Source organism: Halorhodospira sp. 9622 (assembly GCF_022228025.1).
Taxonomy (GTDB): Bacteria; Pseudomonadota; Gammaproteobacteria; order Nitrococcales; family Halorhodospiraceae; genus Halorhodospira; species Halorhodospira halophila_A.
On record NZ_JAJNRE010000017.1, the window covers coordinates 31,583 to 57,245 of the forward strand.

At 65.9% G+C, this 25,663-nt stretch carries 26 protein-coding genes and 1 other RNA gene; 17 read left to right on the forward strand and 10 right to left on the reverse strand.

The features are described from left to right. Nucleotides 1-1,359, reverse strand: coding sequence for an aminopeptidase P N-terminal domain-containing protein (locus LRG07_RS10060; protein WP_201170119.1), 1,359 nt, complete (start codon nt 1,357-1,359; stop codon nt 1-3). Next, nucleotides 1,356-1,910 carry a UPF0149 family protein gene (locus tag LRG07_RS10065; RefSeq protein ID WP_238633639.1) on the reverse strand — a complete coding sequence of 185 codons (555 nt, stop codon included), beginning with the start codon at nt 1,908-1,910 and terminating at the stop codon, nt 1,356-1,358. Before LRG07_RS10065 ends, LRG07_RS10060 begins: the two co-directional genes overlap by 4 nt. Before the next feature lie 117 nt (nt 1,911-2,027). Between LRG07_RS10065 and LRG07_RS10070 the strand changes: the two genes are divergently transcribed. From LRG07_RS10070 to LRG07_RS10095, 6 genes are all read left to right on the forward strand, one after another. Beyond that, nucleotides 2,028-2,240 (forward strand): TIGR02449 family protein, encoded by a 213-nt coding sequence (locus tag LRG07_RS10070; RefSeq protein WP_201170117.1) that lies wholly within the window; start codon nt 2,028-2,030, stop codon nt 2,238-2,240. Between the two features lie 3 nt (nt 2,241-2,243). After that, nucleotides 2,244-2,534, forward strand: a complete 291-nt coding sequence (locus LRG07_RS10075) for a cell division protein ZapA (RefSeq protein ID WP_201170116.1) — start codon at nt 2,244-2,246, stop codon at nt 2,532-2,534. A gap of 45 nt (nt 2,535-2,579) precedes the next feature. Further along, nucleotides 2,580-2,763: non-coding RNA, 6S RNA (gene ssrS / locus LRG07_RS10080), on the forward strand. Nucleotides 2,764-2,817: 54 nt separating this feature from the next. Further along, nucleotides 2,818-3,429, forward strand: a complete 612-nt coding sequence (locus tag LRG07_RS10085) for a 5-formyltetrahydrofolate cyclo-ligase (RefSeq protein WP_201170114.1) — start codon at nt 2,818-2,820, stop codon at nt 3,427-3,429. Beyond that, a complete protein-coding gene (locus LRG07_RS10090) occupies nt 3,426-3,890 on the forward strand; it encodes an EVE domain-containing protein (RefSeq protein WP_201170111.1) in 465 nt (154 codons plus the stop codon). The genes LRG07_RS10085 and LRG07_RS10090 overlap by 4 nt, the downstream gene beginning before the upstream one ends. Before the next feature lie 141 nt (nt 3,891-4,031). Beyond that, nucleotides 4,032-5,042: a glucosaminidase domain-containing protein gene (locus LRG07_RS10095; protein ID WP_201170107.1), complete on the forward strand. Its 1,011-nt coding sequence runs from the start codon at nt 4,032-4,034 to the stop codon at nt 5,040-5,042. Nucleotides 5,043-5,061: 19 nt separating this feature from the next. Here the strand turns inward: LRG07_RS10095 and LRG07_RS10100 are convergent, their stop codons facing one another. Together LRG07_RS10100 and ilvA are read right to left on the reverse strand one after the other, a co-directional pair. Continuing rightward, nucleotides 5,062-6,174, reverse strand: coding sequence for a polysaccharide deacetylase family protein (locus LRG07_RS10100; protein WP_238636557.1), 1,113 nt, complete (start codon nt 6,172-6,174; stop codon nt 5,062-5,064). Nucleotides 6,175-6,199: 25 nt separating this feature from the next. After that, entirely contained in the window at nt 6,200-7,771 is a 1,572-nt protein-coding gene (ilvA, locus tag LRG07_RS10105; protein WP_238634667.1) for a threonine ammonia-lyase, biosynthetic, read from the reverse strand. Nucleotides 7,772-7,841: 70 nt separating this feature from the next. Here ilvA and rpiA point away from each other — a divergent pair, with 70 nt between their 5' ends. Continuing rightward, nucleotides 7,842-8,501, forward strand: a complete 660-nt coding sequence (rpiA, locus tag LRG07_RS10110; RefSeq protein WP_201242154.1) for a ribose-5-phosphate isomerase RpiA — start codon at nt 7,842-7,844, stop codon at nt 8,499-8,501. 24 nt (nt 8,502-8,525) lie between these two features. After that, complete coding sequence (locus LRG07_RS10115) at nt 8,526-8,735, forward strand: DUF2905 domain-containing protein (RefSeq protein WP_201170103.1); 210 nt, start codon at nt 8,526-8,528, stop codon at nt 8,733-8,735. Between the two features lie 8 nt (nt 8,736-8,743). On the opposite strand, the gene LRG07_RS10120 is transcribed toward LRG07_RS10115, so the two are convergent. Continuing rightward, complete coding sequence (locus LRG07_RS10120) at nt 8,744-8,983, reverse strand: MoaD/ThiS family protein (protein ID WP_201170102.1); 240 nt, start codon at nt 8,981-8,983, stop codon at nt 8,744-8,746. A 123-nt stretch (nt 8,984-9,106) separates the two neighbouring features. Here LRG07_RS10120 and menA point away from each other — a divergent pair, with 123 nt between their 5' ends. From menA to LRG07_RS10135, 3 genes are all read left to right on the forward strand, one after another. After that, entirely contained in the window at nt 9,107-10,033 is a 927-nt protein-coding gene (gene menA / locus LRG07_RS10125) for a 1,4-dihydroxy-2-naphthoate octaprenyltransferase (protein ID WP_201170101.1), read from the forward strand. 123 nt (nt 10,034-10,156) lie between these two features. Beyond that, nucleotides 10,157-10,624 (forward strand): DoxX family protein, encoded by a 468-nt coding sequence (locus tag LRG07_RS10130; RefSeq protein WP_201170100.1) that lies wholly within the window; start codon nt 10,157-10,159, stop codon nt 10,622-10,624. Between the two features lie 9 nt (nt 10,625-10,633). Beyond that, nucleotides 10,634-11,503 carry a PH domain-containing protein gene (locus LRG07_RS10135; protein ID WP_201170098.1) on the forward strand — a complete coding sequence of 290 codons (870 nt, stop codon included), beginning with the start codon at nt 10,634-10,636 and terminating at the stop codon, nt 11,501-11,503. Between the two features lie 10 nt (nt 11,504-11,513). Here the strand turns inward: LRG07_RS10135 and LRG07_RS10140 are convergent, their stop codons facing one another. Both LRG07_RS10140 and LRG07_RS10145 read right to left on the reverse strand, forming a co-directional pair. Further along, on the reverse strand, nt 11,514-12,884 hold the full coding sequence (locus tag LRG07_RS10140) for an AarF/ABC1/UbiB kinase family protein (RefSeq protein ID WP_238642274.1): 1,371 nt from the start codon (nt 12,882-12,884) through the stop codon (nt 11,514-11,516). After that, nucleotides 12,881-13,405, reverse strand: coding sequence for a cytochrome c5 family protein (locus LRG07_RS10145; protein WP_201170094.1), 525 nt, complete (start codon nt 13,403-13,405; stop codon nt 12,881-12,883). Before LRG07_RS10145 ends, LRG07_RS10140 begins: the two co-directional genes overlap by 4 nt. A gap of 167 nt (nt 13,406-13,572) precedes the next feature. On the opposite strand from LRG07_RS10145, the gene LRG07_RS10150 reads away from it, so the two are divergent. From LRG07_RS10150 to LRG07_RS10160, 3 genes are all read left to right on the forward strand, one after another. Next, the gene (locus LRG07_RS10150; protein ID WP_201170091.1) at nt 13,573-14,220 is read left to right on the forward strand and encodes a hypothetical protein; all 648 of its coding nucleotides are present in this window, start codon (nt 13,573-13,575) and stop codon (nt 14,218-14,220) included. Between the two features lie 215 nt (nt 14,221-14,435). Beyond that, nucleotides 14,436-15,590 carry an alpha-hydroxy acid oxidase gene (locus LRG07_RS10155; RefSeq protein WP_201170089.1) on the forward strand — a complete coding sequence of 385 codons (1,155 nt, stop codon included), beginning with the start codon at nt 14,436-14,438 and terminating at the stop codon, nt 15,588-15,590. A gap of 130 nt (nt 15,591-15,720) precedes the next feature. Beyond that, nucleotides 15,721-16,563, forward strand: coding sequence for a transglutaminase family protein (locus tag LRG07_RS10160; RefSeq protein ID WP_201242155.1), 843 nt, complete (start codon nt 15,721-15,723; stop codon nt 16,561-16,563). Between the two features lie 384 nt (nt 16,564-16,947). On the opposite strand, the gene LRG07_RS10165 is transcribed toward LRG07_RS10160, so the two are convergent. Next, nucleotides 16,948-17,214 carry a hypothetical protein gene (locus LRG07_RS10165; RefSeq protein WP_201242156.1) on the reverse strand — a complete coding sequence of 89 codons (267 nt, stop codon included), beginning with the start codon at nt 17,212-17,214 and terminating at the stop codon, nt 16,948-16,950. A gap of 545 nt (nt 17,215-17,759) precedes the next feature. On the opposite strand from LRG07_RS10165, the gene LRG07_RS10170 reads away from it, so the two are divergent. After that, nucleotides 17,760-18,005 (forward strand): hypothetical protein, encoded by a 246-nt coding sequence (locus LRG07_RS10170; RefSeq protein WP_238642275.1) that lies wholly within the window; start codon nt 17,760-17,762, stop codon nt 18,003-18,005. Nucleotides 18,006-18,690: 685 nt separating this feature from the next. Beyond that, nucleotides 18,691-19,080, forward strand: a complete 390-nt coding sequence (locus tag LRG07_RS10175; protein ID WP_238642276.1) for a type II toxin-antitoxin system VapC family toxin — start codon at nt 18,691-18,693, stop codon at nt 19,078-19,080. A 720-nt stretch (nt 19,081-19,800) separates the two neighbouring features. Here LRG07_RS10175 and LRG07_RS10180 read toward each other — a convergent pair. Then, a complete protein-coding gene (locus LRG07_RS10180) occupies nt 19,801-21,438 on the reverse strand; it encodes a sensor domain-containing diguanylate cyclase (RefSeq protein WP_238642277.1) in 1,638 nt (545 codons plus the stop codon). A 368-nt stretch (nt 21,439-21,806) separates the two neighbouring features. Further along, the gene (locus LRG07_RS10185) at nt 21,807-24,023 is read right to left on the reverse strand and encodes a bifunctional diguanylate cyclase/phosphodiesterase (RefSeq protein WP_238642278.1); all 2,217 of its coding nucleotides are present in this window, start codon (nt 24,021-24,023) and stop codon (nt 21,807-21,809) included. A gap of 458 nt (nt 24,024-24,481) precedes the next feature. On the opposite strand from LRG07_RS10185, the gene LRG07_RS10190 reads away from it, so the two are divergent. Further along, nucleotides 24,482-24,895: a photoactive yellow protein gene (locus LRG07_RS10190; RefSeq protein WP_238642279.1), complete on the forward strand. Its 414-nt coding sequence runs from the start codon at nt 24,482-24,484 to the stop codon at nt 24,893-24,895. The last annotated feature ends 768 nt before the right edge of the window (nt 24,896-25,663 follow it).

Below are 25,663 nucleotides of genomic sequence, written 5' to 3' on the forward strand. Positions count from 1 at the left end.
TCAGTCGAAATCTCCACTTTCCTCGTAGCCCGCGCCGCGCACGGCGCCCATCAGATCCTCGATGGCCTCGGGCGTTTTCGGGACGCCGCTGGTGAGCACGCGCGGAGTCTCCCGTTCGACAACCACGTCGTCCTCGATACGCACGCCGATCCCGTGCCAGCGACGGTCCACCTCCTCGCTGCCCGGTGGGCAATAGAGCCCCGGCTCGACGGTCACCACCATGCCGGGATGGAGGACGCGCCACGCTCCCTCTACTGCATAGCTGCCGACGTCGTGCACGTCCAGTCCCAGCCAGTGCCCGGTGCGGTGCGGGAAGAAGCGCCGGTGGGCGCCCTGCTCGATCAGGCCGTCGACTTCGCCTTCAAGCCAGCCAAGATCCACCATGCCCTGGGTGAGGATGCGCGTGGCGGTGCGGTGGAAGGCGTCGAAGTCGTTGCCGCTGCGCACCTGCTCGATAGCTGCCTCCTGGGCGGCGAGGACCACGTCGTAGACGGCCCGCTGTTCGGCGCTGAAGGAGCCGCTGACCGGGAAGGTGCGGGTGATGTCCGCGGCGTAGCCGTCCACCTCGGCGCCGGCGTCGATGAGCACCAGATCGCCCTCGCGCAACCGGTCGCGCAGGGTGATGTAGTGGAGCACGCAGGCGTTGGCGCCCCCAGCGACAATGCTCGGGTAGGCCGCCTCGCCGCCGTGGCGATGGAAGATGCCGAGCAGTTCGGCAGCCAGGGTGTACTCGGGCATGTCCGGCTGCACCACCTGCATGGCGCGCCGGTGGGCGGCCACCGAGATGCCGGCGGCCCGGCGCATGGCCTCCAGTTCAGCCGGGCGCTTGATCAGGCGCTGCTCGTGGATGTTGTGATCGAGCAGTTCGATGCTGCTCGGCGCCACGCTTAGGCCACGGGCGCGTTCGCGGCCGGCCTGCAGCCATTGCAGCAGCCTGCGATCCCAGTGTTCGTCGCGCCCCAGCGGACCGATGAGCCGCTCCCGGCCGACGAGCAGATCGGGCAGGCGTTGATCAAGCTCGCTCAGCGGCCAGGCCTGGTCAGCGCCGTAGGCCGCACAGGCCGCCTCGGGACCGGTGCGTGCCCCGGCCCAGCGCTCCGCGTCGGGATCCCGCTCGCGGACGAACAGGATGTACTCGCCTTCGGGCCGGCCCGGGGCGATGACCGCTACGGCGTCCGGCTCCGGGAAGGCGGTGAGGTAGCGGAAGTCGCTGTCCTGGCGGAACGGATGATCCACGTCGCGATTGCGCGGCTGCTCCCGTGCCGCCGGGATCACCGCCACCGCGGCCTCGCCCATGCGCCGTGCCAGGGTCTCCCGCTGCTCGCGGGCGAGCTGCCGGAAGTCGATGGCCTCGCTCATGAGTTCTGCGCCTCGATGCTCGGGTGCCCCATGTGCTCGCGGCAGAGCAGGACGCCGACGCGGATGTACTCGAGCAGCTCCGTGTAGGACGCCTCATCATCCTCGTCGTCGGCTGGCTCGGCGGCAACCCGGGCGATCTCGGCCAGGTCGCTGAGGAACTCGCGGACCTCGGCGGGCAGTTCGGTGTCCTGGCCGGGCTCGGTGCGCCCAATCCCGAACAGGAACCCGCTGCTCCAGGCGGCCAGGGCGCGGACCCGCTCGTTCAGCGGCTCGTCCTCGGGCGGCAGCAGCGGCGCAAAGCCCATGGCGTCGTCAGCGAGTTCGGTGGCGGTTTCGTCGTAGAGCAGCGTCAGGGTCTCTAGGCAGGCGCGGGCCGACTCGCCGCGCGGTTCGGTATCCGCCAGCACCTCGGCGATCCAGTGCGCCTGCCCGGCCTCGCCGGTGCCGCTGAGCATACCGGCCAGCATCCCGTGGGCTTCGGCTGCACCCACCGGCGTACCGACCGCCTCGAGGACCTCGGCGACCCCCTGATAACGTTGTCCGGAAGCCATGGCTCGTCCACCCTCATCTGTCGTGGAACCGGGATGGTCCCATCCTAACAGCGGCGCTGCCGATTGACCGTGCCCGACCGGCGCACTATAGTCGGCGATCAGGGGAGGTGACTCCAAGTGTCTGATTACTCGGTCGAAGAGCTGGTGCGTCTGGAGCAGCGCATCGAGCAGCTGCTGCGCCAGCACGAGCGCCTGCGCGAAGAAAACCGCCTGCTTCGCCAGGCGCAGGAGCAGCTCCAGGCGGATCGGGCCGCGCTTCAGGAGAAGAACGAACTCGCCCGGTCCCAGATCGAGTCGATGATCAGCCGGCTCAAGGCGATGGAGCAGTAGCGCATGACCGAAGCGGTCAAGGTACGCATCCTCGATCAGGACTTCACCGTGGCGTGTCCCGAGGACGCCAAAAACGAGCTGTTGCAGTCCGCGGACTATGTGGATCGCAAGATGCGCGAGATCCGCAAGAGCGGCAATGTGGTCGGCACGGATCGGGTTGCCGTGGTGGCGGCGCTGAACATCGCCTACGAACTGCTCAGCGTCCAGGCCGAGAACGAGCAGCTGGCAGACGTACGCCAGCGCCTGGCCCGGCTGGACGCGCGCATTTCGGAGGCTGTCGACGGTGGCTCCTGAGATTGCTTGCACGAAACCCTGCCGTGGGTGATCATGGAGTCACGGCATCCCCTGCGGTGTTCGATCTCAGGCCGAGTTATCTTGAGCCTCAGAGCAATGCCCAAGGGACCGGGCGTGGGTTGACCGGTGTGCATGTCCGCTTCGAGCGGAAAGCCTAAGGCAGCTCCCCCCGTCCCTACCTGAACCGAAGGGTTCAAGGGCAGGCCTGTACGGCATCCGCGGGGGGTGTCCTTTTTCCCTTGCCGCGCATACCTCCTTCCCCCTTGTGTCGAGGAGTGCCGCCTTGGCTGCCAAGCGCGACATCCGCCGTCGCTTGCGCGAGCACCGTCGCCGGATCCCTGCCAGCGACCGTCGTCGTGCCGGACTCCGCTTGCGCGACGAGGTGCTCAGGCTGGTCGTGACCCGGGGCCTGCATCGCGTAGCCGGATACCTCGACGCCGACGGCGAGGCGCCTACCGGGGCGATCCTCACGGCACTGCACCAGCGCGGGAGGGCTGTCTACCTGCCGGCGTTGCGTCGGCACGGTCGCCGCATGGCCTTCCGGCGCTGGGTCCCGGGCACTCCGCTGCGCCCCAATCGGTACGGAGTCCCCGAGCCGCCGCCCGCGCTGGCGGACGAGGTGCCGGTGCGGGGGCTGGATCTGGTGCTGGCTCCGCTGGTTGCCTTTGATCCCGCCGGGCGGCGGCTCGGTATGGGCGGCGGATTCTACGACGCCACCTTCGCCCGAATGCGCCGCTACCCCTGGCACCCTCCGCGGATCGTTGGCCTGGCGTTCAGCACGCAGCAGGTGGCGGAACTGCCCGGCGAAGCCTGGGACCTGCCCCTGGACGGGGTGATCACCGAGCGTGGCTATGTCAGTCTGCCGGTACGCACGATCCGGCAGGAGGCGGCATGAACCGCTGGTTGATGAAGTCCGAGCCCGACGTGTTCGGCATCGAGGATCTCGCTGCGGCCCCGCAGGGGACTGATCGTTGGGATGGGGTGCGCAATTACCAGGTGCGCAACATGATCCGTGATCACATGCGTCCGGGTGATGTGGCCTTCTTCTACCACTCCAACACCCGTCCGCCGGGGGTGGTCGGGTTGATGGAGGTGGTCAGCGACCCTTACCCGGATCCTACGGCTTTCGATCCTGACGACCCCCACTACGACCCGAAAAGCACCCCGGAGGCGCCCCGCTGGTTCTGCGTCGATGTCCGCTTTCGCGAGCGCCTGTCCCGCCGGGTCACCCTTCAGGAGCTGCGGGATTGCCCCGAGCTTGAGGGGTTCCCGTTGATCCGGCGGGGCAATCGTCTGTCCATTGTCCCGGTCACCGAGGCGCAGTGGACGGCCATCCTCCGCCTGGCCGACGACTGAGCGGGGCCTTTCCAACCCGGGTGCGTCGCCGGCGTCCGCGGTCGGTGGGCTCATCTTCCCGTCGACGCGGCCGATCCCCTCTCCACGGGCCGGCGCCATGGCAGCGCCGGCATCAGCCCACAAAAGGGAGCCGACGCGATCATGAACGAATCCGGCACCAGAGACTGGCGCATGGGGCGCTGGGTGGTCATCAGCGCGATCCTGGCGGTGTTTTTCGCCGCGCCGGTGGCTTACTGGGGTTACCAGTCGTTTGAGGAGCGGGTCGACGGGCAGCCACCGCCGGAGGTCGTGGATCCGGAGCCGTTTCGGGTCCCCGAGCTGACCTTCATCGAAGCCGACAGCAGTGAGGTTCTGCTTGAGCGTCTGCGCGAGCACGGCGGCGAGCAGTGGCCTCCCGACGAAGTGGTTCCGGCGGTGACTGCGGGTAGCTTCCCCGAGGACCTCGACGAGGTGGACGTGCAGACCCGCAAGGAGGTCTTCTTCCGTATCCTGACGCCCATCGTACTGGCAGAAAATGCCCGTCTGCGCGAGGCCCGCGCGTTCGTGGTCGAGGCCGGGGCCCGTCGCGACGAGCTCGAAGGTGCCGCCGGCGAGCGCCTGGAGGCCCTGGCCGAGCACTACCGGGTCGATCTCGACGACGACGATGCCATTGAGGTGTTGCTCCACCGGCTCGACGAGATCCCGCCGGATATGGCTCTGGCCCAGGCCGCCAACGAGAGCGGCTGGGGAACCTCGCGCTTCACCCGGCAGGCCAACAACCTCTTCGGCGAGTGGACCTGGACGCAGGAGGAGGGTCTGGTCCCCGAGCGTCGCGGCGAAGGTGAGAGCCACCGCATCCGGGTTTTCCCGTCCCTGCAGCGCTCCGTGCGCTCCTACTACTTCACCCTCAATGTCGGGCACGCCTACGACGATCTGCGTGATCTGCGCGCCGAGATGCGGGATGAGGCGCGGGAGCTCGACGGGGAGGCACTGAGCGCCGGATTGACGGCCTACTCGGAACGCGGCCAGGCCTACGTTGAAGAGGTGCGCTCGATGATCCGTTTCAACGAACTCGCACGGATCAACGGCCTGCGTCTCGACGAGGTCGAGCACGAGCCGACGCAGCTGGCCGAAGCCGGGGGGCCGGACGAGGCGGAGGCGGCCGGCGAGTGATCGCCCCCGCCGCCCCGGGTCAGGGGTTGAGCCACTGCTTGCTGAACCAGAAGAAGCGCCCGCTGCCGTCGCGGTGCGGCGCGGTGCAGTTGTAGCGGGCGCGACCCTTGCCGAAGGGCTCCTCGGCCTGCACGGCTAAGCGGGTCTGCTCGTCGTCCAGCCATTCCACCTCCATCGCCCCCTGGCCACTGGCGAAGCAGTTCAGGCGGCCGGCGCCGACGTCGTGGTCCTCGGCCAGCTGGATCTCCATGCGCGGCGGGTTGTTGTCCGCGTCGAGGAGCGGGTCGAAGGGTTCCATCGACTCGACGGGCAGCGGCAGGCTGTTGGCACGCAGTTCGAAGTCCTCCATGTCGCCGAACTGTTCGTTGACCGCGAAGCGCGGCAGGGCACGCTTGTCGCTGAGTGTTCCGATGGCCCCGGAATGCTGTCCGAAAGCGGTGTACCCCTTGTCACGAAGCAGGTCGGCCAGTTCCGGGTTGTACTCGCCGAAGGGGTAGGCGTAGAGCTTCGGGTCGGTGTTCACGTCCTCGCCGAGTTCCTCCTGCAGGCGCTGCTGGGCGTTGTCGACGTCCTCGCGCATGCGCGCCCGCCACGCCTCGTCGTCCTCCTCGTCATCCCGGCGGACGAGGTAGTCGTGGCTGGAGGAGTGATTGGCGAAGCGGACGAGGCCCGAGTCGCGCATCTCGCGCATCTGCTCCCAGTCCATATAGGCGGAGCGGCCCGAGTCGACGTCGTCGGTGGCGACGAAGACCGTCATTGGCCAGTCGCGCTCCTTCAGGCGGGGGAACGCCTCCTCGTACACGGAGGCGTAGGCGTCATCGACGGTAATCGATACCGTCCGTTCCGGGAGCTCGCCACCGTGGCGGAGCACGTCGATGACCCACTCGACGGGCCAGACGTTGAAGTCCTCCTCCTCAAGGTAGTCGAGCTGTGCCTCGAACTGCTCGAGCCGGACGCTGGTGGACGGATAGCGGTCCTCGCCGAAGCGGTGATACATGAAGACGACGGCGCTGCCCCGGGGCTCGGCCTGCGGATCCTTTTCCGGCGGCTGTTGCCCGAGGGCGTGGCTGCTGCCGCCCGCCGTTAGGGCGGCCAGGGTGATGCCGAGCGGCAGCCAGGTGCGTGCGTGCATAACGGATCTCCTCGTGTGCGCGGGCTCAGCTCAGGAACAGCTTGTAAGCCGGGTTGTCCGTCTCCTCGACGCAGCTGTAGTCGAGTTCGTGCAGGAACTCCTGGAAGGCCTCGCGCGCGTCGGCGGGCACCTGGATCCCGCAGAGGACCCGACCGTAAGCGGCGCCATTGTTGCGGTAGTGGAATAGGCTGATGTTCCAGCGTCCCCCCAGGCTGGCCAGGAACTGCATCAGTGCACCGGGGCGCTCCGGGAACTCGAAGCGGTAGACCACCTCGTCGGCGACACCGTGCCCACGGCCGCCGACCATGTGGCGCACGTGGACCTTCGCCATCTCGTCCCGGGTTAGGTCGAGCACGGGGTACCCCTGTTCGCGCAGCCGGTCGATCAGGGCGTGGCGCTCCTGGTCGCCCTCCTGCAGGGCGATTCCGGCGTAGACGTGGGCGGTGTCCGGGTCGGCCATGCGGTAGTTGAACTCGGTGATCGGTCGTTCGCCGATGGTCTCGCAGAAGCGCCGGAAGGCGCCCGGGCGCTCGGGGATGGTCACCGCCAGCACCGCCTCGCGGTGCTCACCCAGCTCGGCGCGCTCGGCTACGTGGGACAGCCGCGAGAAGTTCATGTTGGCGCCGCTGTTGATCGCCACCAGGGTTTCGTTGCGGATGCCGTGCGCGCTGGCGTATTTCTTGGCGCCAGCCACACCGAGTGCCCCGGCCGGCTCCAGAATGGAGCGGGTCTCCTCGAAGACCTCCTTGATCGACGCGCAAATCTCATCGGTACTGACCAGCACCACCTCGTCGATGTGGCGGCGCAGGATGGGCCAGGTATGCTCGCCGATCTGGCGCACCGCCACGCCGTCCGCGAACAGCCCCACCTGATCGAGGCGGACGCGCTCGTCGCGCTCGAGGCTGGTGGCCAGGGTCGGGGCATCCTCGGGCTCGACGGCCACGATGCGGATATCCGGGCGCAGCTGGCTGATGTAGACGGCGATGCCCGCGGCCAGTCCGCCGCCACCGACCGGGATGAACACGGCATGGATGTCGCGCGGGTGCTGGTGGAGGATCTCCATGCCCACCGTGCCCTGGCCGGCGATGACGTCCGGGTGGTCGTAGGGTGGGATGTAGGTCAGGCCGTGGCTGTCGATCAGTTCTTGCGCCTTGCCCGACGCGGCGTCGTAGCCGTCGCCGTGCAGCACGACGTTGCCGCCGAAGCGGCGCACCGCGTCCACCTTGATCTGCGGTGTGGTCCGCGGCATGACGATGGTGGCCTCGATGCCGAGCCGTCGCGCCGAGAGCGCAACACCCTGGGCGTGGTTGCCCGCCGAAGCGCAGATCACTCCGCGTTGGCGGGCCTCCTCGGAAAGGCGGATGATGCGGTTGTAGGCGCCGCGCAGCTTGAAGGAGAAGACCGGCTGGAGATCCTCGCGCTTGAGCAGCAGGTGGTTGCCCATGCGCGCTGAGAGGATCGGCGCGGCCTCCAGCGGCGTCTGCTCGGCGACGTCGTAGACACAGGCGGTCAGGATGCGCTCAAGGTAGGCGCGCTGATCCTGTTCCAGCGCCGGTTTGTCGGCGTCGGGCTTGACTTGGTTATGATGGGTAGCCATATCACCTACAGCATACCGCTAGCGGCGGTCGTACCGAACCCACTTGGATCAAAATGCATCAGGAGTCGAGATGAGCGATCAGGGCAAGCGTCTGGCCGCCGAGGCGGCGCTGGAGTACGTCGAGGAAGACGCCTATGTCGGCGTCGGGACTGGCTCGACGGTCAATCTGTTCATCGATGCCCTGGCAGACATGCGCGATCGCATCGCCGGGGCGGTCTCCAGCTCGGAGGCCAGCACCCAGCGGCTGCGTGACCGCGGCATCGACGTGACCGACCTCAACAGTGCCGGCCGCTTGCCGGTCTACATCGACGGGGCCGACGAGGCCAACCGCTTCCTGCAACTGATCAAGGGCGGTGGCGGGGCGCTGACCCGCGAAAAGATCGTTGCTTCGGCCTCGGACCGGTTCGTCTGCGTGGCCGATGAGGGCAAGATGGTCGATGTCCTCGGTGCCTTCCCGCTTCCGGTGGAGGTGATCCCGATGGCGCGCAGCACCGTGGCCCGGGAGCTGGTTCGGCTCGGCGGCCGGCCGGAGCTGCGCGAGGGGTTCACCACCGACAACGGGAACGTGATCCTCGACGTTCACGGTCTGTCGATCACCGAGCCCATGAAGCTCGAGCAGACCCTGAACAATATCCCCGGCGTGGTGACCAACGGGATCTTCGCCCTGCGCCCGGCGGATTTGCTGCTGCTCGGCAGCGACTCGGGGGTCCGGCGTCTGACGGCCGAGTAAGGGCGTCCGCAACGGGAGGTCGTGTTGTCGGACATCCCTCGCCTGCTCATCGTCCTCGGGATCCTGCTGGTTCTGGTCGGGCTCGCCTGGCCCTGGATCGACAAGCTCGGTCTGGGTCGCCTGCCCGGGGACATCGCCATCGAGCGCGATGGATTCCGCTTCTACTTCCCCATCACCACCATGCTGCTGGTCAGCGCGGTGGTGACCCTGCTGCTGTGGCTGTTCCGCAAATAGCCCCAGGGCTAGCCACCGCTGACCGGTGGCAGCAGAACCAGGACGCTGTCGTCGTCCACCCGCGTATCCGGCGGGACCAGGGTATCGCCCACGGCCACGGCCACCTGCGGCAGGTGCTCGGCCAGCCCCGGGCAGGCCACGGCGGCCGCATCGAGCGCCGCGGCCACCGTGCCCTCGGGCGGGGCCGGCAGCTCGAGCCGGGTTGCTCCGGCGGCCTCGGTCAGTACCCCGTACAGTTCCAGTTGCATGGCCGTCTCCCTCCCCCGCCAGACTGGACCTCTCCCCGCGGACCGGTCACAATCGCCGCATCCCGGCGCGGTTCGCGCTCCGTTCGTTCTTGCCGCTGAACAGGTTCTCGCATGGATCGGTCGATGACGCAAACGTCCCCGCGCCCGTCCTGGCCAACGATCGCCTGGCACGCGATCCGGCCGCGCACGCTGCCGCTTTCGCTGTCCCCGATCCTCGCCGGCTCCGCTGTGGGCTGGGTGGAAAGTGGTGTCCTGCGCCTGGACGTGACCCTGGTTGCGGCGCTTTCCACCGCGGCGATCCAGATCGGAACCAATCTGCAGAACGATGCCGCCGACACCCTCAATCAGACCGATAGCGCCGAGCGGATCGGTCCGGTGCGGGTTACCGAGCGCGGTTGGCTCACCCCGCGCCAGGTCATGGCGGCCGCCTACAGCGCCTTTGCTCTGGCCCTGGTCTGCGGTGCCTACCTGGTGGCCATCGGCGGGTTGCCGATCCTGGTGCTGGGTATCCTCTCGGTGCTGGCCGGTTACGCGTATTCCGGGGGGCCGTTCCCGATCTCACGCGGCCCCTTCGGCGAGTTGTTCGTCATCTTCTTCTTCGGGCTGGTTGCCGTCGGTGGTGTGGTCTATCTGTATACGGGGGCGATCAGCCCCCCGGCGCTGGTGATGGGACTGGCCGTCGGGTTGCCCGCGGCCGCGGTGCTCCTGGTCAATAACTTGCGCGACCGCGAGGGAGACCGTGAGGCCGGGCGCTGGACGCTGGCCATCCTGCTAGGGCCCTTGGGATCGGTCTGGCTGTTCGGCGGGCTGCTGGCTGGCGTGGCGCTGGGCTTGCTCGGGTTGGCCGCGTTCGGGGTGCCGTGGACCGGTGCGGCCCTGGGGCTGGCCGTGCTGCCCTTCGGGGTGCGCATCTGGCGCTCGCTGATGGGTGCGAGCAGCGGCGAGGATTACAATCGCTGCCTGGCCCGTACCGGCGTGTTCCAGCTGCTGCTCGCCCTCGTCGCCGGCGCGGGGCTGGTCGCCGGGGCCTACCTCCACGGGATCGCCTAGGGGCCGGGCCCGGCGCCATGGATGCTTGTTGAAGGCATCCGGGGCAAGCGTTATGGTCCGATTGACCGCCCGGTTGGTCGTCACCGCACGGATTCAATAGGCACAGGAGAGAGGCTAGCGATCATGCAAACGGCGCGAGATCTGCTTTTCGGAGGGGTGGCCCCGGCTACGCTGGTCGCTGATGCGGGGTTGACCGCGCTGCGGGTTGGCGCCGGACTGATGATGGCCGTGGGCCACGGTTTGCCCAAGATCCCGCCCCAGGAGGGGTTCGTCGGTATGGTGGAGGGCATCGGCCTGCCGGTGCCCCTGTTCTTTGCCTGGCTGGCGGGGATCGCCGAGTTGATCGGAGGCCTGCTACTCGCCGCCGGCCTGCTGACCCGCCCCGCGGCTGCGGTGATCCTCGGCACCATGCTGGTTGCCGCTTTCGGGGTGCATTTCGCCGCGGGCGACCCGCTGTTCGCCGTTGATGGCCCGAGCGCCGAGATGGCCGTGCTCTACGCCTTCGTCGCCCTGGCGTTCATGCTGGTCGGTTCCGGCCGGCTCGGTGTTGACCACCTGGTGCGCGAGCGTGTCGCGCGGCTGACCCCCTGAGGAGGTGCCATGAGCGAGGAAGAGGCTTCCACGCCCGCGGAGGGAACTTGGAAAAGCCGGCTGGGGCGCTGGCTGAACATTGCCCTGGCCATCGGTGCGCTGGTCGCCCTGGTCGGGACGTTCATCGTCTGGGGCGAGGGTGCATTCGGCTTCCTGCTGGCGTTCGTCGTCCTCTTCCCGGCTGCGCTGGTCTCGGCGCTGATGCGCTGGTGGCCGCGGCACTCGGCCGAGGGCGTGCGTGATGGCCTGTGCTGGCGGCGCCGGCTGTACATCAGCGCCGGCGGTATCGCCTTCGCGTCGCTGCTGTGCCTGGTCATCGGGGTGGCGTGGTTCGGGACCGCTCCCGGGACCATGTTGCTGGTGGCCGGAACCATGCTGCTGCCGCCGGCGGTGATACTGGGGCTGCTGGCCTTCTCCCTGCGCGATCGAGAGCGTCTGGCGGATACGGTGCGCGATCCGGGCGAGCCAATCGTCTACCAGGCCGAGGTGCACTGGGGGGTTTTCCTGCCCACCATCCTGGTGCTGACCGCGACGCTGCTGCTCGTGCTGGCGCCTCTGGGTACCTTCGGGTACGTCCTGGCCACCATCCTCTATTTGATCGTGCTGCCCGGCACCGCGGCCCATTCGCTCAGCATCTTCCTCAACACCGAGCTGGAGCTGACGCCGAACAAGCTGATCGCCGGTACCGGTCTGATCGTGCGCACGGCGCGTGTCTTCGAGCGTGAGCATATCCAGGCCGTCGGGGTCTACTACGGCTGGATGGGGCGCATCCTCGGATACGGACGCCTGAGCTTCGTCTGCAAGGACGGCACCAGCTTCAAGGTGCCGGGCATTGTCGATCCCGACGGTCTGCGCCACATCGTCGATCGAGGTCTGTAGGCCCTCGTGGTTACCCCTTAGTCGGCCGCGGTGGCGAGTCGACCCCGGTGTCCGCCAGGTACGGGTCGATGAGGCCGCGCAGGTCGACCCGTGCCTGCAGGCGCCGGCAGAGCATGAAGGTGCCCATGAACTTGCGGTGCAGGAACAGGGTATCTGAGGCTGGCGTCCCGGCGAAGCGGTCGCTGAAGAACATGGTCCGGCCCCGGTGGTAGACCCGCTCGAACAGGTCCGACGCGCCGAAGTCGTAGGCCCCTTGGTGACGCAGCGGCTCACTGGTCATCTCCAGCAGCTCCAGTAGCGCCCCCTCCTGCTCCGCTGACGCGCCAGGCTCCAGATACCCGAGTTCCCGTGCGCACGACTGCAAGACTTCACGGTCCCGATCCCGAGCGGCGCGCCCCATGCGCCGATAGGTTTCGACCAGTTCGGGGCGCACCGAGTGCGTGGCGCCGAAATCGAGCAGCACCAGGCAGCCGCGTTCGGCGTCGTAGAGGAAGTTGCTGAAATTGGGGTCGGTCTGCACCAGGCGGAACTCGAAGAGCTCGCGCAACGCCAGCCGGCTGAGCAACGAGGCCGCATGATCGCACAGGGAAGCCGGCTCGCCGCCCCGATCGGCCAGCTGATCGACCGGGGTGCCGTGGACATAGTCCATGGCCAGCACCCGGGGGGTGGTCAGGTCCCGGTGCACGCCGGGCAGGGTGATCTCCGGGTCGTCGCCCAGCGCCCGGTCGTAGGCCTCCAGGGCGTCGGCTTCCGCCTCATAGTCGGCCTCCTGGTGAAGCTGGCGCCTCGCCTCGTCGAGCAGGCCCTCGACGCGTAGGCCGCGCGGCATGAGGCCGCTGTGACGCATCACGAAACCGAGATTGTCCAGATCGCTGTCGATGCTCTCGCGCACCCCGGGGAACTGGATCTTCAGCGCCAGTTCCCGCCCGTCGGCGGCCACGGCACGATGGACCTGGCCGATCGAGGCGGCGGCTACGGGGGTGAAGTCAAAATCACGGAACCGCTTGAGCCACCCTTTGCCGAACTCGCGGCGCAGGACGCTGTCGAGCTGGCTTAGCGGCATCGCCTCCGCCTCATGGCGCAGTGCGCCCATGATCTCCGCGATCTCGGGGGCCAGTACGTCGGTGCCGTCCATGGACATCAACTGGCCCATCTTCATCACGGCGCCCCGCATGCGCCCGAGTCGGTCGGTAATCCGCCGGGCGCGCTCCGGGGAGAGCTCGATCCGGCCCTCGCCCTCTTCGCCCCCGGTCAGGTCGCGCAGGCCGCTCCAGCCGATCCCCAGAGCTAGATCGCCGGTGGCCCGCCCCAGGTGATAGAGGCGACCCCACCGGCTGCTGGGTACAGCCCGGCTGCGGCGCTCGTCACCGCTGCCGCTCATGCGTTGTCGAGGGTCGAGAGCATGTACTCGATGGCCTTGATCAGTTCGTCCTCATCGGCCCGCCCGCGGTAGGCCGGCATGGCGCCCTTGCCCCGCAGGGTGGCGTCGAGCAGCTCGTCGATGTCGCGCGAGCGGTCCGCCCAGTCTGCCTCCTGCCCGAGGACCGGCGCACCGGCGATGCCGCGGTCGTGGCACGAACGGCAGCTCGGAGCGGTGCCACTGCGGTAGATGGCGAGTCCGGGGTGGTCTTCATTGCCTTGTTCGGTTTGGTCGGCCACTGGCTGTGCCTCAGCTTCCTCATCGGCCGATGTCGCCTCGTCGGTCGACACGCTGTTGTTTCCTTCCTCGGTTGCCGCCTCCTCGCGGGCGCCCTCCATCGGATCCTCGGCCGGCTCGAAATGCGCCTCCTGATCGCCCGTCTCGTCCGTCTCGGGGGTTTCAGGGGCGGATGAATCGTTGCAGCCCGAAAGGGCCAGCAGGCCCGCGGCGATGATCACCAACATCCAGTACCGCACGTGCATGGTGCACTCCTCTTGCTCAGACCGGCGTCTCTATCTCTGCAGTGTAGGCGGAGTGCGGTCTTCCGTCACGCTGCACCGATAGGGTCCCGGCGAGGGTGTTTTGCCCCTGGCACCGCCGGAGTCGGAATCAGTAAGCTGTGGCTCAGGATTCATTCGGGGGAGTGCCCATGCATTGGAGTCGCGAGTCCTGGATCGGGCTGGCAGCACTGGTGTTCGCCATCCTGATCTACTACCTGCTGCACTGGGTGGGGATGGCCTTCCTGGACGCCATCTGGGCCGGCCATGGCCTGGAACGCGGCTCGCCGGTGGCCGTGCTGCTCGGGCCGTTGGTCCTGGCTGTGGTCCTTGTCGTGACCGCCGCGGTCGCCGCAGTGCCGGCCTGGGCGCTGCTCTTTGCCATGGGGGTTGGGCGCTTCCTGGGCCACCGCGCCGGACTGTGGCCCCTGCTCGGATTGAGTGCTCCGGAGGGCAAGGATCTGCGTGCTCACCTCGGGGCCGCGCGTCACGCCGTGCGCACGGCGCTGGAGGCCGTGGTGGGGGTCGGCCTGTTCGTCCCGATGGGCATCCTCTACGGGGGGATCCTGATCGCTTTGGGTGGTGGCGGTGCACCCGGTGCTCTGGTCGACATCCTCGGTTACGGTCTGGGGTTTTTCCTGGCTTGGGCGACCATGCGGCTACTGGTGCGCTACTGGGGGCGCCTGGAAGCCCTGCGCGCCGATGCGCTGGCGCAGGCCGAGCGTGGGGCGCTGTGGCTCGAGCTCATCGGGCAGCGCATCCTGCGCCAGCTCAACGGCGGGCGACTGCCCCGCGATTGACGGGTGCGCACCGCCCTGGCGGCGGTGCGCTGGCTGGAAGTTCTCCCCCTCGCCGTTTTGTCGCTCTCCCGCAATCGAAGCGGGTTGTCAGGCATGCACCGGCGCTATGCTATAGGTGATTACTCTGGTCCCTCGCGTCGCGTCGCGCGGGATGGTCGGTGGCGATGAGATTGCCAGGGACGCGGTGGATAGCCGCGAAGCCGAGGGAGAGGTGCATGTTCGAGCGCATCAAAGACTGCCGTAATGTAAGTGACTTTCGCGAGCTGGCCCGCAAGCGGTTGCCCGGGCCCATCTTCCACTACATCGACGGGGCGGCCGAGGACGAGATCACCTATCGGCGCAATACCCAGGCCTTCGAGCGGTGCGATCTGGTACCGAACGTGCTCGCCGGGGTGGAGGAGGTCGACCCCTCGGTGACCGTGATGGGGCAGCGGCTGGGCATGCCCGTATTCTGCTCGCCGACCGCGCTCCAGCGCCTGTTTCACTACCAGGGTGAGCGCGCGGTGGCCGCAGCCGCGCAGAAATACCATACGTTCTTCGGTATCTCGTCGCTCGGTACGGTCAGCATTGAGGAGATCGGCGAGCGTTACTCCACGCCGAAGATGTTCCAGTTTTATTTCCACAAGGACCGCGAGCTGAACCGGGCGATGATCGAGCGTTGCCAGGCCGCCGGTTTCGAGGCCCTGACGCTGACCGTGGATACCATCACCGGGGGGAATCGTGAGCGGGACCTGCGCACTGGTTTCACTTCACCGCCGCGACTGACGCTGCGCAGCCTGGCTAGCTTCGCTTGGCACCCGCGCTGGGCATTCAACTACTACACCAGGGAGCCCTTCAGCCTGCCGCAGCTCAGCACCCACGTGCGCGAGGGGAGCAAAGTCCCCATCTCGGTGGGCGAGTACTTCTCGACCATGCTCGATCAGGGGCTGACCTGGCGGCACGCCGAGCAGTTGTGCGCCCAATGGGGAGGACCGTTCTGTCTCAAGGGCGTGATGAGCCCGGAGGATGCGCGGCGGGCGGTGGATATCGGTGCCTCGGCGATCATGGTCTCGAACCATGCGGGAAGGCAGCTCGATGGCTCGCGGGCGCCCTTCGATCAGATCGCGGAAATCGCGGACGCCGTCGGCGGGCAGATCGACATTATATGTGATGGCGGCATCCAGCGCGGTACTCACATCCTCAAGGCGCTTGCTGCCGGCGCCACGGCCTGTTCCGGCGGTCACCTGTACCTTTACGCGCTGGCCGCCGGTGGCCAGGCGGGGGTCGAGAAAGCGCTTGACAATCTCTACAACGAGGTCATCCGTGACATGAAGCTGATGGGGATTACGTCGCTGGATCAGTTGACACGGGATCATCTGCGCTATCGATAGGCGGTCCGCGTCGATCCATCGGCACCGCCGTCGCTGTCCGCCAAAACCATGCAGTCAGCAGATGCGGGCGGGCTCAGGAAGCCTCCCAAGCATCTCTCAAAGGCGCTGCCGAGGAGGCCCCGCAGCAAGCATGTGGTTACGAGTCAGTTGCCATCTGGAACTCGAGCTGGAGGGCGAGAGCCTCATGCTATTCATGCTGCGTGCACGCAGCAGTGGACGGCAGTGGGTGGCCCGGGATCGCTACGCCGTGCGGCCAAGCCTGCCCATCACGGAGTACCGCGACCTCTACGGCAATGCCTGCCAGCGCCTGCTCGCTTCTGCGGGAGCGCTTACGGTGTCGGTGAGCGCTGATGTTCGCGTGCCGGCTGGCGTCGAGCAGCAGCCGGGCGCGCCGTTCGTGCCCGTACAGGACCTTCCCCAGGAAACACTCATCCACCTGCTGCCCAGCCGCTATTGTGAATCGGACCGACTCCTTGCGCAGGCGAGCGATATCGTTGCCGGCCAGTCACCCGGCTATGACCAGGTGGCAGCCATCGCGACGTGGATCTATCACAATGTCGCATACCAGCCGACAACGGATCCGGAGCCGATCTCAGCGCAGCAGGTCCTTGAACGCCGTGCGGGGGTCTGCCGTGACTTTGCGCATCTGGGTATTGCACTCTGCCGCAGCCTCAGTATCCCGGCGCGCCTCGTGACGGGTTATCTCCAGGGGTTGGAGCCGATGGACCTTCACGCTTGGTTCGAGGCGTATGTTGGTGGTGGCTGGTTTACCTTTGATCCGACCAGGGAGACCCTTGAGGGTGCGCGGGTTCAACTCGGGCACGGCCGCGATGCGGCCGATGCCCCGGTCTTCCACCAGTTCGGACCGCCCGTCGTGCCGAGCGTGATGCAGGTGCAGGTTGAGCCGATCTCCGGTCCTGACGCAGGTCTCTTCGCCGCCGGGGTGGAACGATCCGCACGGGATGTTGGCTGACCCGGGGTCTGAAGAGACAGCGCCTGTGCCTCAGGGTTCAGCTATACAGGGGGCTAAGGTGGCGTTGGGGCTTTGCAGGACGCCGCGGGAAAGAGAAATGGTGGCCGGGGAATCCACCTCAAAAATACTACAACTCGCTGTTTGAAAAGGAGGTTTCGGGGGGGGCATGCAAGCGCTACCCACGGCGATACCCGCACTACGCAGGCCCTGTTTCGCGCCCTTGAGCGCCATGAATCGAGAGCTGCGTCTCCTCGTGCCGACTGCTTAGGCTCAGGGCTACGAAGCGCTAGAAGTCGACGCGCACGCCGCTGGCCAAGGCCCAGGTGGAGCTACCGTCACGCACCCTCTCGTCCTCGCCTCTGGGCCGGCCACCCGGCCTTAGTGCTACGGCACGAGCTGCGACGCGCTGTCGTTGTTCAGGTTGGCGTAGGTGACGTAAAGTCGGGTCCGCTCATCGGTGTGGAAGACTGCGCCCATCACCGCCATGCGTCCACCGTGGCTGCTCTCGTCCAAGTCGATGGCGTAGTACTGCCCGCGCAGGTCCGAGTCGTCGGCCAGGCCATGACGCAGGCCGAGGCCGTATCGATCCGCTTCCTCGTATTCGTCATTGACCTGCCACCTCTCCTTGGAGCGCTGCCCGAAGCCGATCACCGTCTAGTCGTCGCCGATTGCCCACTCGGCGCCCAGGTGAAAGACGTCGGTGGCGGCTCGCCGAGTGGCTGTATAGCGTCCAGCGGGGCAGCGGCAGCTACGGCATATCCTGCCGTACTTGCTCCATCCTGACGATCTTAAGCGGTGTGCCACCGAGGGCGCTGAGCGCACTATCCTGCAACAGCTGGAAGGCCCCGCTACGCAGATCGACTTTGCCGAGATGCGTCGGCAGCAGCGGAATCAGCAGCTGGCTCGGACTGGGCTTCAGGTCGGGCCTCGCGTCCGCGACCGGCGGTAGATCAGCAGTGGGTCCGGTACAGGGCGAAGTCAGCCAAGGCGCACCTATTGCCCTTCCCTTACCGACGCGTTTCATCGTGCGCTAAGGTGACCATGCGAGACAAATCCGCGCGCGCGGGGGCTATGTGGAGGCCCTGGTAAGCGTGGAAGAAGGGACCCAAAGGAAGACCCGCACGGACTGTCTTCGCTCACGCGAATGATCGCTTGTGGGGGATTACCTTTGGCTGAAGCCGGGCCGGGACCGGCTCGTGGCCGTAAACCTGCCCCTGGAGGTTCAACCCAAAGGGAGCATGCTGGCAAAACGGCTGGATCCCCGCTCGGTCCAGATCAGTGCGGGGCGGTCCGAGGTCGCACTCGGCGCACTGCCGGTGCTGACCGATTCGTTGGCCTGGTTCGATTCCGAGGCGGATTTGGCGGAGCGCATGGGGGAGCGGATGGAAGAGCTGGCGCATACCTGGACTCCGATCAGCAAGCGCAACGGCTCCGGAGTGTGAGATTGCACCAATCCCTCGTTTTTCGGGGTGTTGGTGCAGCGCGTGAGGTTGCCCAGATAGCGCGGATGCCTATAATAAGGTTAACGAGCCAGCCTTGATGTGGGTTCCATCCCTGCACGAGGCCCCGATTGCAGTTCGTGGCCTTGCAGTTTTAGGCACCTCCTTTCTGCTTGGCTGCGGGCTGCCCCTTTCCCTTTCCTGAGTTGTCTGCCAGATCCCAGCTACTCTCTTGGGAAACTATGCCGTTTAAGGGGGGCGGGCAAATTCCATCGGTGTCCTGGCGACTCCCCGCAAGTCGTCTGGACGGGGTCTGGGGTCCCTGGATCCTCGACATCTGTCTCTCAGACCCCCTTCGTTGCGGGCCTTCAGGCCGACGTGCCTTAGGTGTCGAATGGCCACCGCCCCACGGACCCTCGGCCTTCATCACTGCCGCTGCCTCACCTCCGGACCGCTAAGGTGACCACCTACGGTGGGAGCGATCAGACTCCGCCATGCCGGGGCTTTACGGCGCGACCGTCGCGGAGACTCCGGCATAACGAGGCTCATCGGAGAAGTACTCACGGTCTCCCGGCCCGAGGCTCAAGTAGCTGGCGTCCAGGCGAGTTGTGTCCGCACCCCAGGGTCAACCTGGAGCGGTGTTGACAAGTTCTAGGCAAGCTCGCCAACCCATTGTACAATTGTCCGTATGAACATCGTCGCTGACACTAATATCTTCCTCGCGGTTGCGCTGAATGAACCAGACAGAGACCGCATCATCACGCTGACGGCCGACGCGTCAGCGTTGGCACCTGAAATTTTGCCCTATGAGATCGGCAACGCCCTTTCTGCGATGGTGAAGCGGCGTCAACTTTCGTATTCAGAGGCTCTGGAGGCCGAGAAGTCAGTCAGACAGATTCCGGTGCGGTTAGTGTCCACGGATATACGTAGCTCGCTGCAGCTTGCTCTGGATCAAGATATTTACGCCTATGACGCATATTTCCTGCAATGCGCTCAGGCACTATCGTGCCCGTTGTTGACCCTTGATCGTCGTATGAGGCAGGTGGCGAGAGAACTTGGGATCAGGGTGCTGGAGTAAACGTGATGAAGGTATTTACATACTCTGAAGCTCGGCAGAACCTGTCGAAATTGCTGGTCCTGGCCCAGCGCGAAGAGGTAGAAATCAGGAGAAAGGACGGTAGTACGTTTTCTCTCCGTGCGAAGCCCAGGGAATCGAAGTCGCCGTTTGACGTGCCTGGAGTAAGTACAACCGCCACAACGTCAGACATACTTGAGGCAGTCCGGGAATCCCGGGAGCGCTAACAAGGCCATTTAGCCGACGCTCGTTCCTCGCGCGGCTGATTTGCGACGTTAGAACGATCTGGTAGATAACTGTAATCGGCGCGAAGCCTCGAGACCAAGGCTGCCTTGGGCGGTTGAGCAATTCAGCAGGCCTTGACGCGGGCGAGGTCTGAGCAGGCCTCAAAATTGAATTCGCGGATAGCCGACCCGCCTGAATGACGGGGCGGCCGCGTGGGATGGGGAAGCAACCCGACACATGCGCCCGTTCTGATCCGCTGGGGTAGTGGGCACGGCACGCTGGAAAGGTGAACCGGGTAATCGGGGGACCCTTCCCATCCGCGACGAGGGTAGCGGCCTCAAAGATGCTTCGGGCATCGGTCAGGGTGGGAGTCGGATCGGGCCACCTCGGAAAGGATCGACAACACGGGCACACGCATCAAGAGACTCACACAGCTGCTATGCACGGCCCCTGAGCCTCTTTGCGGAATCGGCGCAGCTTATCCAGTCTTCGATCGATTCATAAGCCTTCGCGCCCCCACACGACGACCTGATTGCGGCCGGCCGCTTTCGCCCTATACATCGCCTGGTCGGCGCGGGAGATCAGATCGTCGAGCGACAACCCTGGCTTGATAGCGGCAACACCGGCGCTGACCGTGGTCCGCATCGTCTCTGCATGCACCTCAAAAATGCTCTCAGCGATGAGCATCCGGAGTCGCTCGGCCAGTTCGGCTGCCGGCTCCTGGTCTGAGCGCTCCAAAAGGATCAGGAACTCCTCGCCGCCCCATCGACTTGCGGTATCTTCTGTTCGGAGCGCGGTGTCCATTGCCTCGGCCACCTGCCGCAAGACCTGATCGCCGCTGACATGGCCGTGCGCGTCGTTGAGCTGCTTGAAGCGGTCAATGTCGAGCAAAATCAGAGCGAAGGGCGTGCCGTGGCGCTGATAAGCAGCATAGGCCTGCTCGAGCCGCAGACGCATTTGGCGGCGATTGAACAGCGCAGTCAGCGGATCATGTGCGGCATGGTAGGCGAGCTCCTCGCGCAGGGCCCGCTGCTCGGTGATGTCCTGAACGACGCCGATCACTCGATCCACCTGCGCCTCTTCGCCGTAGATCACGCGTCCGAGTTCTGAGACCCAGCGCACATCTCCGTCGGGGCGCAGGATCCGATGTTCCACGCTGAACCCCCCGTGCCGATCTGCATTACGGATCGCGGTGTCGACCGCGTCACGGTCAGCCGGATGGACCAGAGCGTAAAACGCCTCGATACTCGGCGTGAACTGCTCCGGATCCTGGCCGAAGATCGCGTAGACCATCTCTGACCACCAGAGTGCGCCGTGTGCGTGGTCTCCTCGGGGGTAAGAGACCCAGTACCCAAGCCGAGCGATCTGCTGCGCCTCCTCCAGCCACTGCTTTTGCGCGAGGAGCCGATCCTCGGCTTCCTGCCGATCAGTAATGTCCTCGTTGATACCGACCTGCCGCACCGGGGCGCCGTCGACGCCCAGGAGTTGACGACCAAAACTACGGACGGTTCGACATGCGCCGTCCGGCCGCATGATGCGAAAGGTTACGTCCCAGTACGATGTCTTAGCGCTCGCGTGATGGACCGCCGCCTCCGTATCGGGGAGATCCTCGGGGAGTACCATGCTGCGCCACTGTTCGTAGGAGGCGAGGTCTTCCGGGTCTGAAAGTCCATAGAGCGTGAGCAACCGCCCATCGACGGCTACGGATCCGGTAAGCGGATCAAGCTCGAACACGCCGAGCCCGCCCGCGTCCAATGCCAGCGTCAGGCGCTGCTCAACGACACGGCTATCGGTGACATCCTCGAGCGTGCCCTCGATGACAGTCCCGAACCCGGGGACCTCGCGGTACTGTGCGGCTTTAACCACCCACGCGAGGCGACCATCCAGGGTTAGCAGACAGAACTCTTCGCGGGCCGCGCCGTGCGCCCGTACGCGACCATGGAAATCGTCCCGGTTCGAGGGCTGCAGATAGAACGAGGCCGGCGGATGGCCGAGCAATTCGTCCACGCTAGCCGCGCCGAGGATCTCGGCAAGCGCCGCGTTGGCGTCGAGGAAACGGCCCTGCGGACCCGGTGTTGTCTGATACATGCCAACCGGAAGGTGTGCAAACCGGCTCCGTAGGCTGTCCGTGGCCATGACACCTCCCCGAGACTAATGAAGGGCGTTGCTCTTGAGCGGTTCCCGGTAGAGCGCTGCCCCCCCCCCTACTGATCCGGCTCTGCACCTTGAACCACCTCAGCTCGTCCACCATGAACGAACACCCATATAACCTGTGAGGCTAGACCCTCAAGGAACCGTATCGCAGCGGATATGCCAGTGCCACCCTCTCCACGCGAACGATGGACAAAGCCAGGGAGACAGGACTTCAGATGCGGCCAACAGCCTTACGTGATAGCGGACATGCGCATGCTTTGCCCTGTCCCGCCGGATACCGACATGAGCCAGGGTGCAATAGGTCCGGGCGATGGGGCTGTTGCCGCGCAACTTGTGGGTAAAGAGCCCGGTCAGCTCACGGCGGCGGGGCGAGCAAAGAGATACCCCTGCCCCTGACGGCACCCCTCGGCGTAAAGCGCCTCACGCTCGGTTTCGTATTCGATGCCTTCCGCAACGGTCTCCAGCCCCAGGGCTCGTGAGAGGCTAACGACGGTGCGGATGATGGCGCGCTTGCGGGCTGATTCCGCCACCCCTTGTACAAAAGAACGGTCGATCTTGAGCCGATCCACTGGCAGGTCAACCAGGTAGCTGAGCGCCGAATACCCGGTTCCGAAGTCGTCCACGGCCACGCTGATGCCCTGGACACGAAGTGCAGCGAGGCGCTCGAAGACCTCCTTTCCCGGGGTCACGACGAGGCTCTCCGTGATCTCGATCTCGAGCCGGTCAGCGGGTAGTCCCGTTCGCTCCAGAGTTTCCTGGACCTGTCGGGGGAACTCGGGATCCATGAGTTGAGGCGCGGCGACGTTGATGCCGACGCGCCTAAACTCCCTGCCCCGCGCAAGCCAGTCGGCGGCGTCGGCACAGGCGCGCTCGAGAACCCACCCACCGAGTTCTCCCATAAGCCCGTTTTGCTCCGCAACGGGGACGAATTCGGCAGGTGGAATCCAGCCCCTCTCCGGATGGGGCCAGCGGACTAGTGCCTCGTAAGCGAACGCCTTGGAGCTATCGAGATCGCATTGTGTCTGGTAATGGAGTTCCAGTTCGCCCTCGGCGAGCGCGCGGCGCAACTCGGTAGTGAGCTTCATGCGCTCGAAGTCCCGGCGAGAGGACTCTTCACTGTAGAAACGGTAGTGAACGCCCTCTTGCTCGGCCTCCCTGCGGGCGGCGTCTGCCCACTCCAAAAGAGCTTGGCCGCGACAGTAGTGGACAGGTGCAGTGTGGAAGTATGTGCTGATCCCTAGGTGCACACGGACCGTGTATTCCATCTCGCCCAGCATGCAGGGGGCTTCAGCCACCCTAATGACGCTGCGCGCCATGCTCGAGACCTGGTCCGAGTGCGACACCCCGCAAAGGAGGATCGCGAACGCATCCCCGCCGATGCGCGCGACTGTATCGGCCTCAGCCACTGCTTGAGTAAGGCGCTGGCCGAGCAGATGCAGCAGTTCATCTCCGGCCTCGTTGCCCAGGGCATTATTGACGGAGCGGAAATCCCAGACATCGAGGACGATGACCGCCACGCCATGTCCACTTTCCGTCCGCCTCAGCAGGGCCTGATCGAGCCGGTCGAGGAAGACCATTCGGTTTGGGAGTTCGGTGAGCGGGTCTTCGTAAAGGAGCGCTTCCAGTGCGCGAAACTGTGTCAGGTCCTGGATCAGTGTTGAATAGGTACTGATCTCGCCCTTCCAATCACGATGGGCCAGCAAAGTCTGCCAGGCGGGCGCGGAGGAACCGTCTGCGCGCAGGATGGCGGTCTCGCCCTGCCAGATTCCGGTGCGCGCTGCCTCAGGCAGCGCCTCCTCGCGGACCTTGCGCGCCGCCCAGGCCGGGTGGTAACTGTCGATGGTATCGTTAGGAAAATCGCCGGGAGTCGCCCCCGTCTCCCGGTCGAAGGCGAAGTTTTGGTGGAGCACACGGCCCCGCGCGTCGGCGTAGCCGATACAGATCGGCGCCGCTTCCACCGTTTGGAGCAGCTGATCGCGCTCCTCTAGCGTGCGGTACCAATCCGTCACCTCCATGAGAGTGACCTGGTAGCGCGGCAGGTCCTCCCCTTCCCCTTTGGGTTCCGGCAGCGCCTGGCATTGGACCACGCGCTGGCCGCGCCCGTCGTCGACCAGTCGAAGGGTTGCCTCGTGCCGCCCGCCTCGGGGGGTGAGCTGTTGCTGAAAGGCGGCCCAGTCTTCGAGGCTTGCCGCGTGGATGTGACCCGTCACTCTGTTGCCGAGCAGCGCCTGGGGGTTGGAGCCGAGCAGATCGGCGGCGCAGTGGTTGATGTGGGCAATTCGGCCCGTTGCGTCCATCACGAGGTAGCCGATGGGGGCATACTCGAACAGCACCCGATACCCATCGCAGAGGGAGGTGATCTCCTCGTAAGCGGCCCGCAACTGCTCGAAGCGGTGATCCAGCTCCAGGTGGGCGGCCTGAAGCGCCTGCGCCAACTCGAGCAAACGGGCCGGATCGAGGGAGGCCGGATCCCTGCGAAGATCCTCCTGCGCTAGGTGATGTCGAGCCGGCCAACGTTCCCACGGGCCGCTTGACGCCCCCTCATCCCGCTCATCCCGCTCCGTCATGCCGGCTCCACACTCATCCTTGCCAAGGAACCCTTCCAGCCCAACCGGCTTGAGTCAAGCCAAAATTGCCGGTCGCCGTCAGGCTGACAGTTCGGTAGGTCCCCACGTGGGCTGCGCAGAGCTCGGGGAGCCGGCATAGGTCAGCCCCATAGCGCCCTCGCCGAAATCTTCATTCACGGTGCGTGACAGATCGAAGCGACCACCTTGTCGGCCTTGCTCATGCGAGCCGTCCGCGCCTTGACCGTCTGGCCCCGGCGATGACCGGCAGATCGACCTGCCCGGACCGGCATCCGCAGACGCGATCGCCGCGTTGTAACCATTTGTTCCATTTTGTATAGTTCGAAAGTAGTGCAGCGCGTCGCGTGGCTCTTGGCAGCCGAGGCTCAGTGCCTCAACGCCATTTCTTCGTGAGCTAGGGACGGCTCTTCTTACCCAGCGTGTGCACGGAGGGTGACGAGATGGAGCATATCCCGTTCGGAGGTGACGACGCCGATCGTGCCTTTGCCCGATTGGGACGGAATCAGATCGATCTGTTGTTGCCGAGCACCATCGAGGTCGATGAAGAGGGCAAGATCCTGTCTTACAGCGCGGGAGACGCGCCTCTTGACTCGCAAGGGATGGTCGGCCGCAACCTCTTTCGGGACGTGCCGCCATGGACAGAGATGCGAGAGCTTTACGCACGCTTCCGGGAGGGCGTGGATGGCGGCGCGCTCAACGTCCTGATCGGCTACGCGCTTGACCGCCGGGAAGCGGGGGCGACGCGGCTTAAGGTACAGATGAAAAAAGCCATCGGCGGGCAGACGTACTGGATCTTCGTAAAGAGGTTCCGAGACCAGGGATCGTCTCCGAAGACGGATTCCCTCGCCGGGTAGAGCCAGGGGCCGCAGCGACGTCGGCGTGGCCATGCGGGCGATCGCTTGGCGGAGAGACTTTCGCGGGCCGGTCGAGGGGATACCAACTGCGCCGACGAGCGTTCCGCGGATGCACTTTGCAGCCGTTCCGCAAGCCTCTAGAGTAGGGGTACGATTCCCGAAACAACACCGACCCTCATGCTTTTAACCCGCGGCGCCCCTGCGCCGGATCGAATTGCGACTATGCTGCTGGACCCCGGCGGTCGCTACCTCGGCTGCAATTCGGAAGCACTTCGTCTTTTTGCTGTCTGTGATGTCGAGACTTTCTTGGCCATGCATCCGGGCCAAGACCTTTCCCCCCCCTATCAACCGGATGGGCGCCCCAGCCCCGGCGCGGCCGAGACTCATGTGCACGAGGCATGTTGCCAGGGGGGCACCCGTTTCTCCTGGTGGCACCGCTCCCTCGATGGCGTCATCTTCCCCACGGAAGTAACCTTGAGCCGAATCGAGCAAAGAGATCGCTGGTCCGTTCTGGGGACGGTGCGGCCTACCTACCACGGCAAGGCGTGGGGACATCGGGCTTCGTCCGCGGTTCCGCGGCTCTGTGGTCGTGGCTCCAGCCGTGCGGAAGAGCCGACCGCAGCGCGGCCGGATGGTCGCGCAAACCTGGTGGTCTTCCTAGATCTAGCGCAGTGGGCTTCTCTCCCGCTAGGTGCTATCCAGCTTGATCCAACGGGAGTGGTCCGGCAGTACTTCCCCGATACGACAACCGCCTGCGACCGTGAGCCG

Bases quoted from the DNA above. Each gene is read 5' to 3' on its own strand.
- LRG07_RS10060 (WP_201170119.1), bottom strand. From the start codon at position 1,359: ATGAGCGAGGCCATCGACTTCCGGCAGCTCGCCCGCGAGCAGCGGGAG.
- LRG07_RS10065 (WP_238633639.1), bottom strand. From the start codon at position 1,910: ATGGCTTCCGGACAACGTTATCAGGGGGTCGCCGAGGTCCTCGAGGCG.
- LRG07_RS10075 (WP_201170116.1), top strand. From the start codon at position 2,244: ATGACCGAAGCGGTCAAGGTACGCATCCTCGATCAGGACTTCACCGTG.
- LRG07_RS10090 (WP_201170111.1), top strand. From the start codon at position 3,426: ATGAACCGCTGGTTGATGAAGTCCGAGCCCGACGTGTTCGGCATCGAG.
- LRG07_RS10095 (WP_201170107.1), top strand. From the start codon at position 4,032: ATGAACGAATCCGGCACCAGAGACTGGCGCATGGGGCGCTGGGTGGTC.
- LRG07_RS10100 (WP_238636557.1), bottom strand. From the start codon at position 6,174: ATGCACGCACGCACCTGGCTGCCGCTCGGCATCACCCTGGCCGCCCTA.
- ilvA (WP_238634667.1), bottom strand. From the start codon at position 7,771: ATGGCTACCCATCATAACCAAGTCAAGCCCGACGCCGACAAACCGGCG.
- rpiA (WP_201242154.1), top strand. From the start codon at position 7,842: ATGAGCGATCAGGGCAAGCGTCTGGCCGCCGAGGCGGCGCTGGAGTAC.
- LRG07_RS10120 (WP_201170102.1), bottom strand. From the start codon at position 8,983: ATGCAACTGGAACTGTACGGGGTACTGACCGAGGCCGCCGGAGCAACC.
- menA (WP_201170101.1), top strand. From the start codon at position 9,107: ATGACGCAAACGTCCCCGCGCCCGTCCTGGCCAACGATCGCCTGGCAC.
- LRG07_RS10130 (WP_201170100.1), top strand. From the start codon at position 10,157: ATGCAAACGGCGCGAGATCTGCTTTTCGGAGGGGTGGCCCCGGCTACG.
- LRG07_RS10135 (WP_201170098.1), top strand. From the start codon at position 10,634: ATGAGCGAGGAAGAGGCTTCCACGCCCGCGGAGGGAACTTGGAAAAGC.
- LRG07_RS10140 (WP_238642274.1), bottom strand. From the start codon at position 12,884: ATGAGCGGCAGCGGTGACGAGCGCCGCAGCCGGGCTGTACCCAGCAGC.
- LRG07_RS10145 (WP_201170094.1), bottom strand. From the start codon at position 13,405: ATGCACGTGCGGTACTGGATGTTGGTGATCATCGCCGCGGGCCTGCTG.
- LRG07_RS10150 (WP_201170091.1), top strand. From the start codon at position 13,573: ATGCATTGGAGTCGCGAGTCCTGGATCGGGCTGGCAGCACTGGTGTTC.
- LRG07_RS10155 (WP_201170089.1), top strand. From the start codon at position 14,436: ATGTTCGAGCGCATCAAAGACTGCCGTAATGTAAGTGACTTTCGCGAG.
- LRG07_RS10160 (WP_201242155.1), top strand. From the start codon at position 15,721: ATGTGGTTACGAGTCAGTTGCCATCTGGAACTCGAGCTGGAGGGCGAG.
- LRG07_RS10175 (WP_238642276.1), top strand. From the start codon at position 18,691: ATGAACATCGTCGCTGACACTAATATCTTCCTCGCGGTTGCGCTGAAT.
- LRG07_RS10180 (WP_238642277.1), bottom strand. From the start codon at position 21,438: ATGGCCACGGACAGCCTACGGAGCCGGTTTGCACACCTTCCGGTTGGC.
- LRG07_RS10185 (WP_238642278.1), bottom strand. From the start codon at position 24,023: ATGACGGAGCGGGATGAGCGGGATGAGGGGGCGTCAAGCGGCCCGTGG.
- LRG07_RS10190 (WP_238642279.1), top strand. From the start codon at position 24,482: ATGGAGCATATCCCGTTCGGAGGTGACGACGCCGATCGTGCCTTTGCC.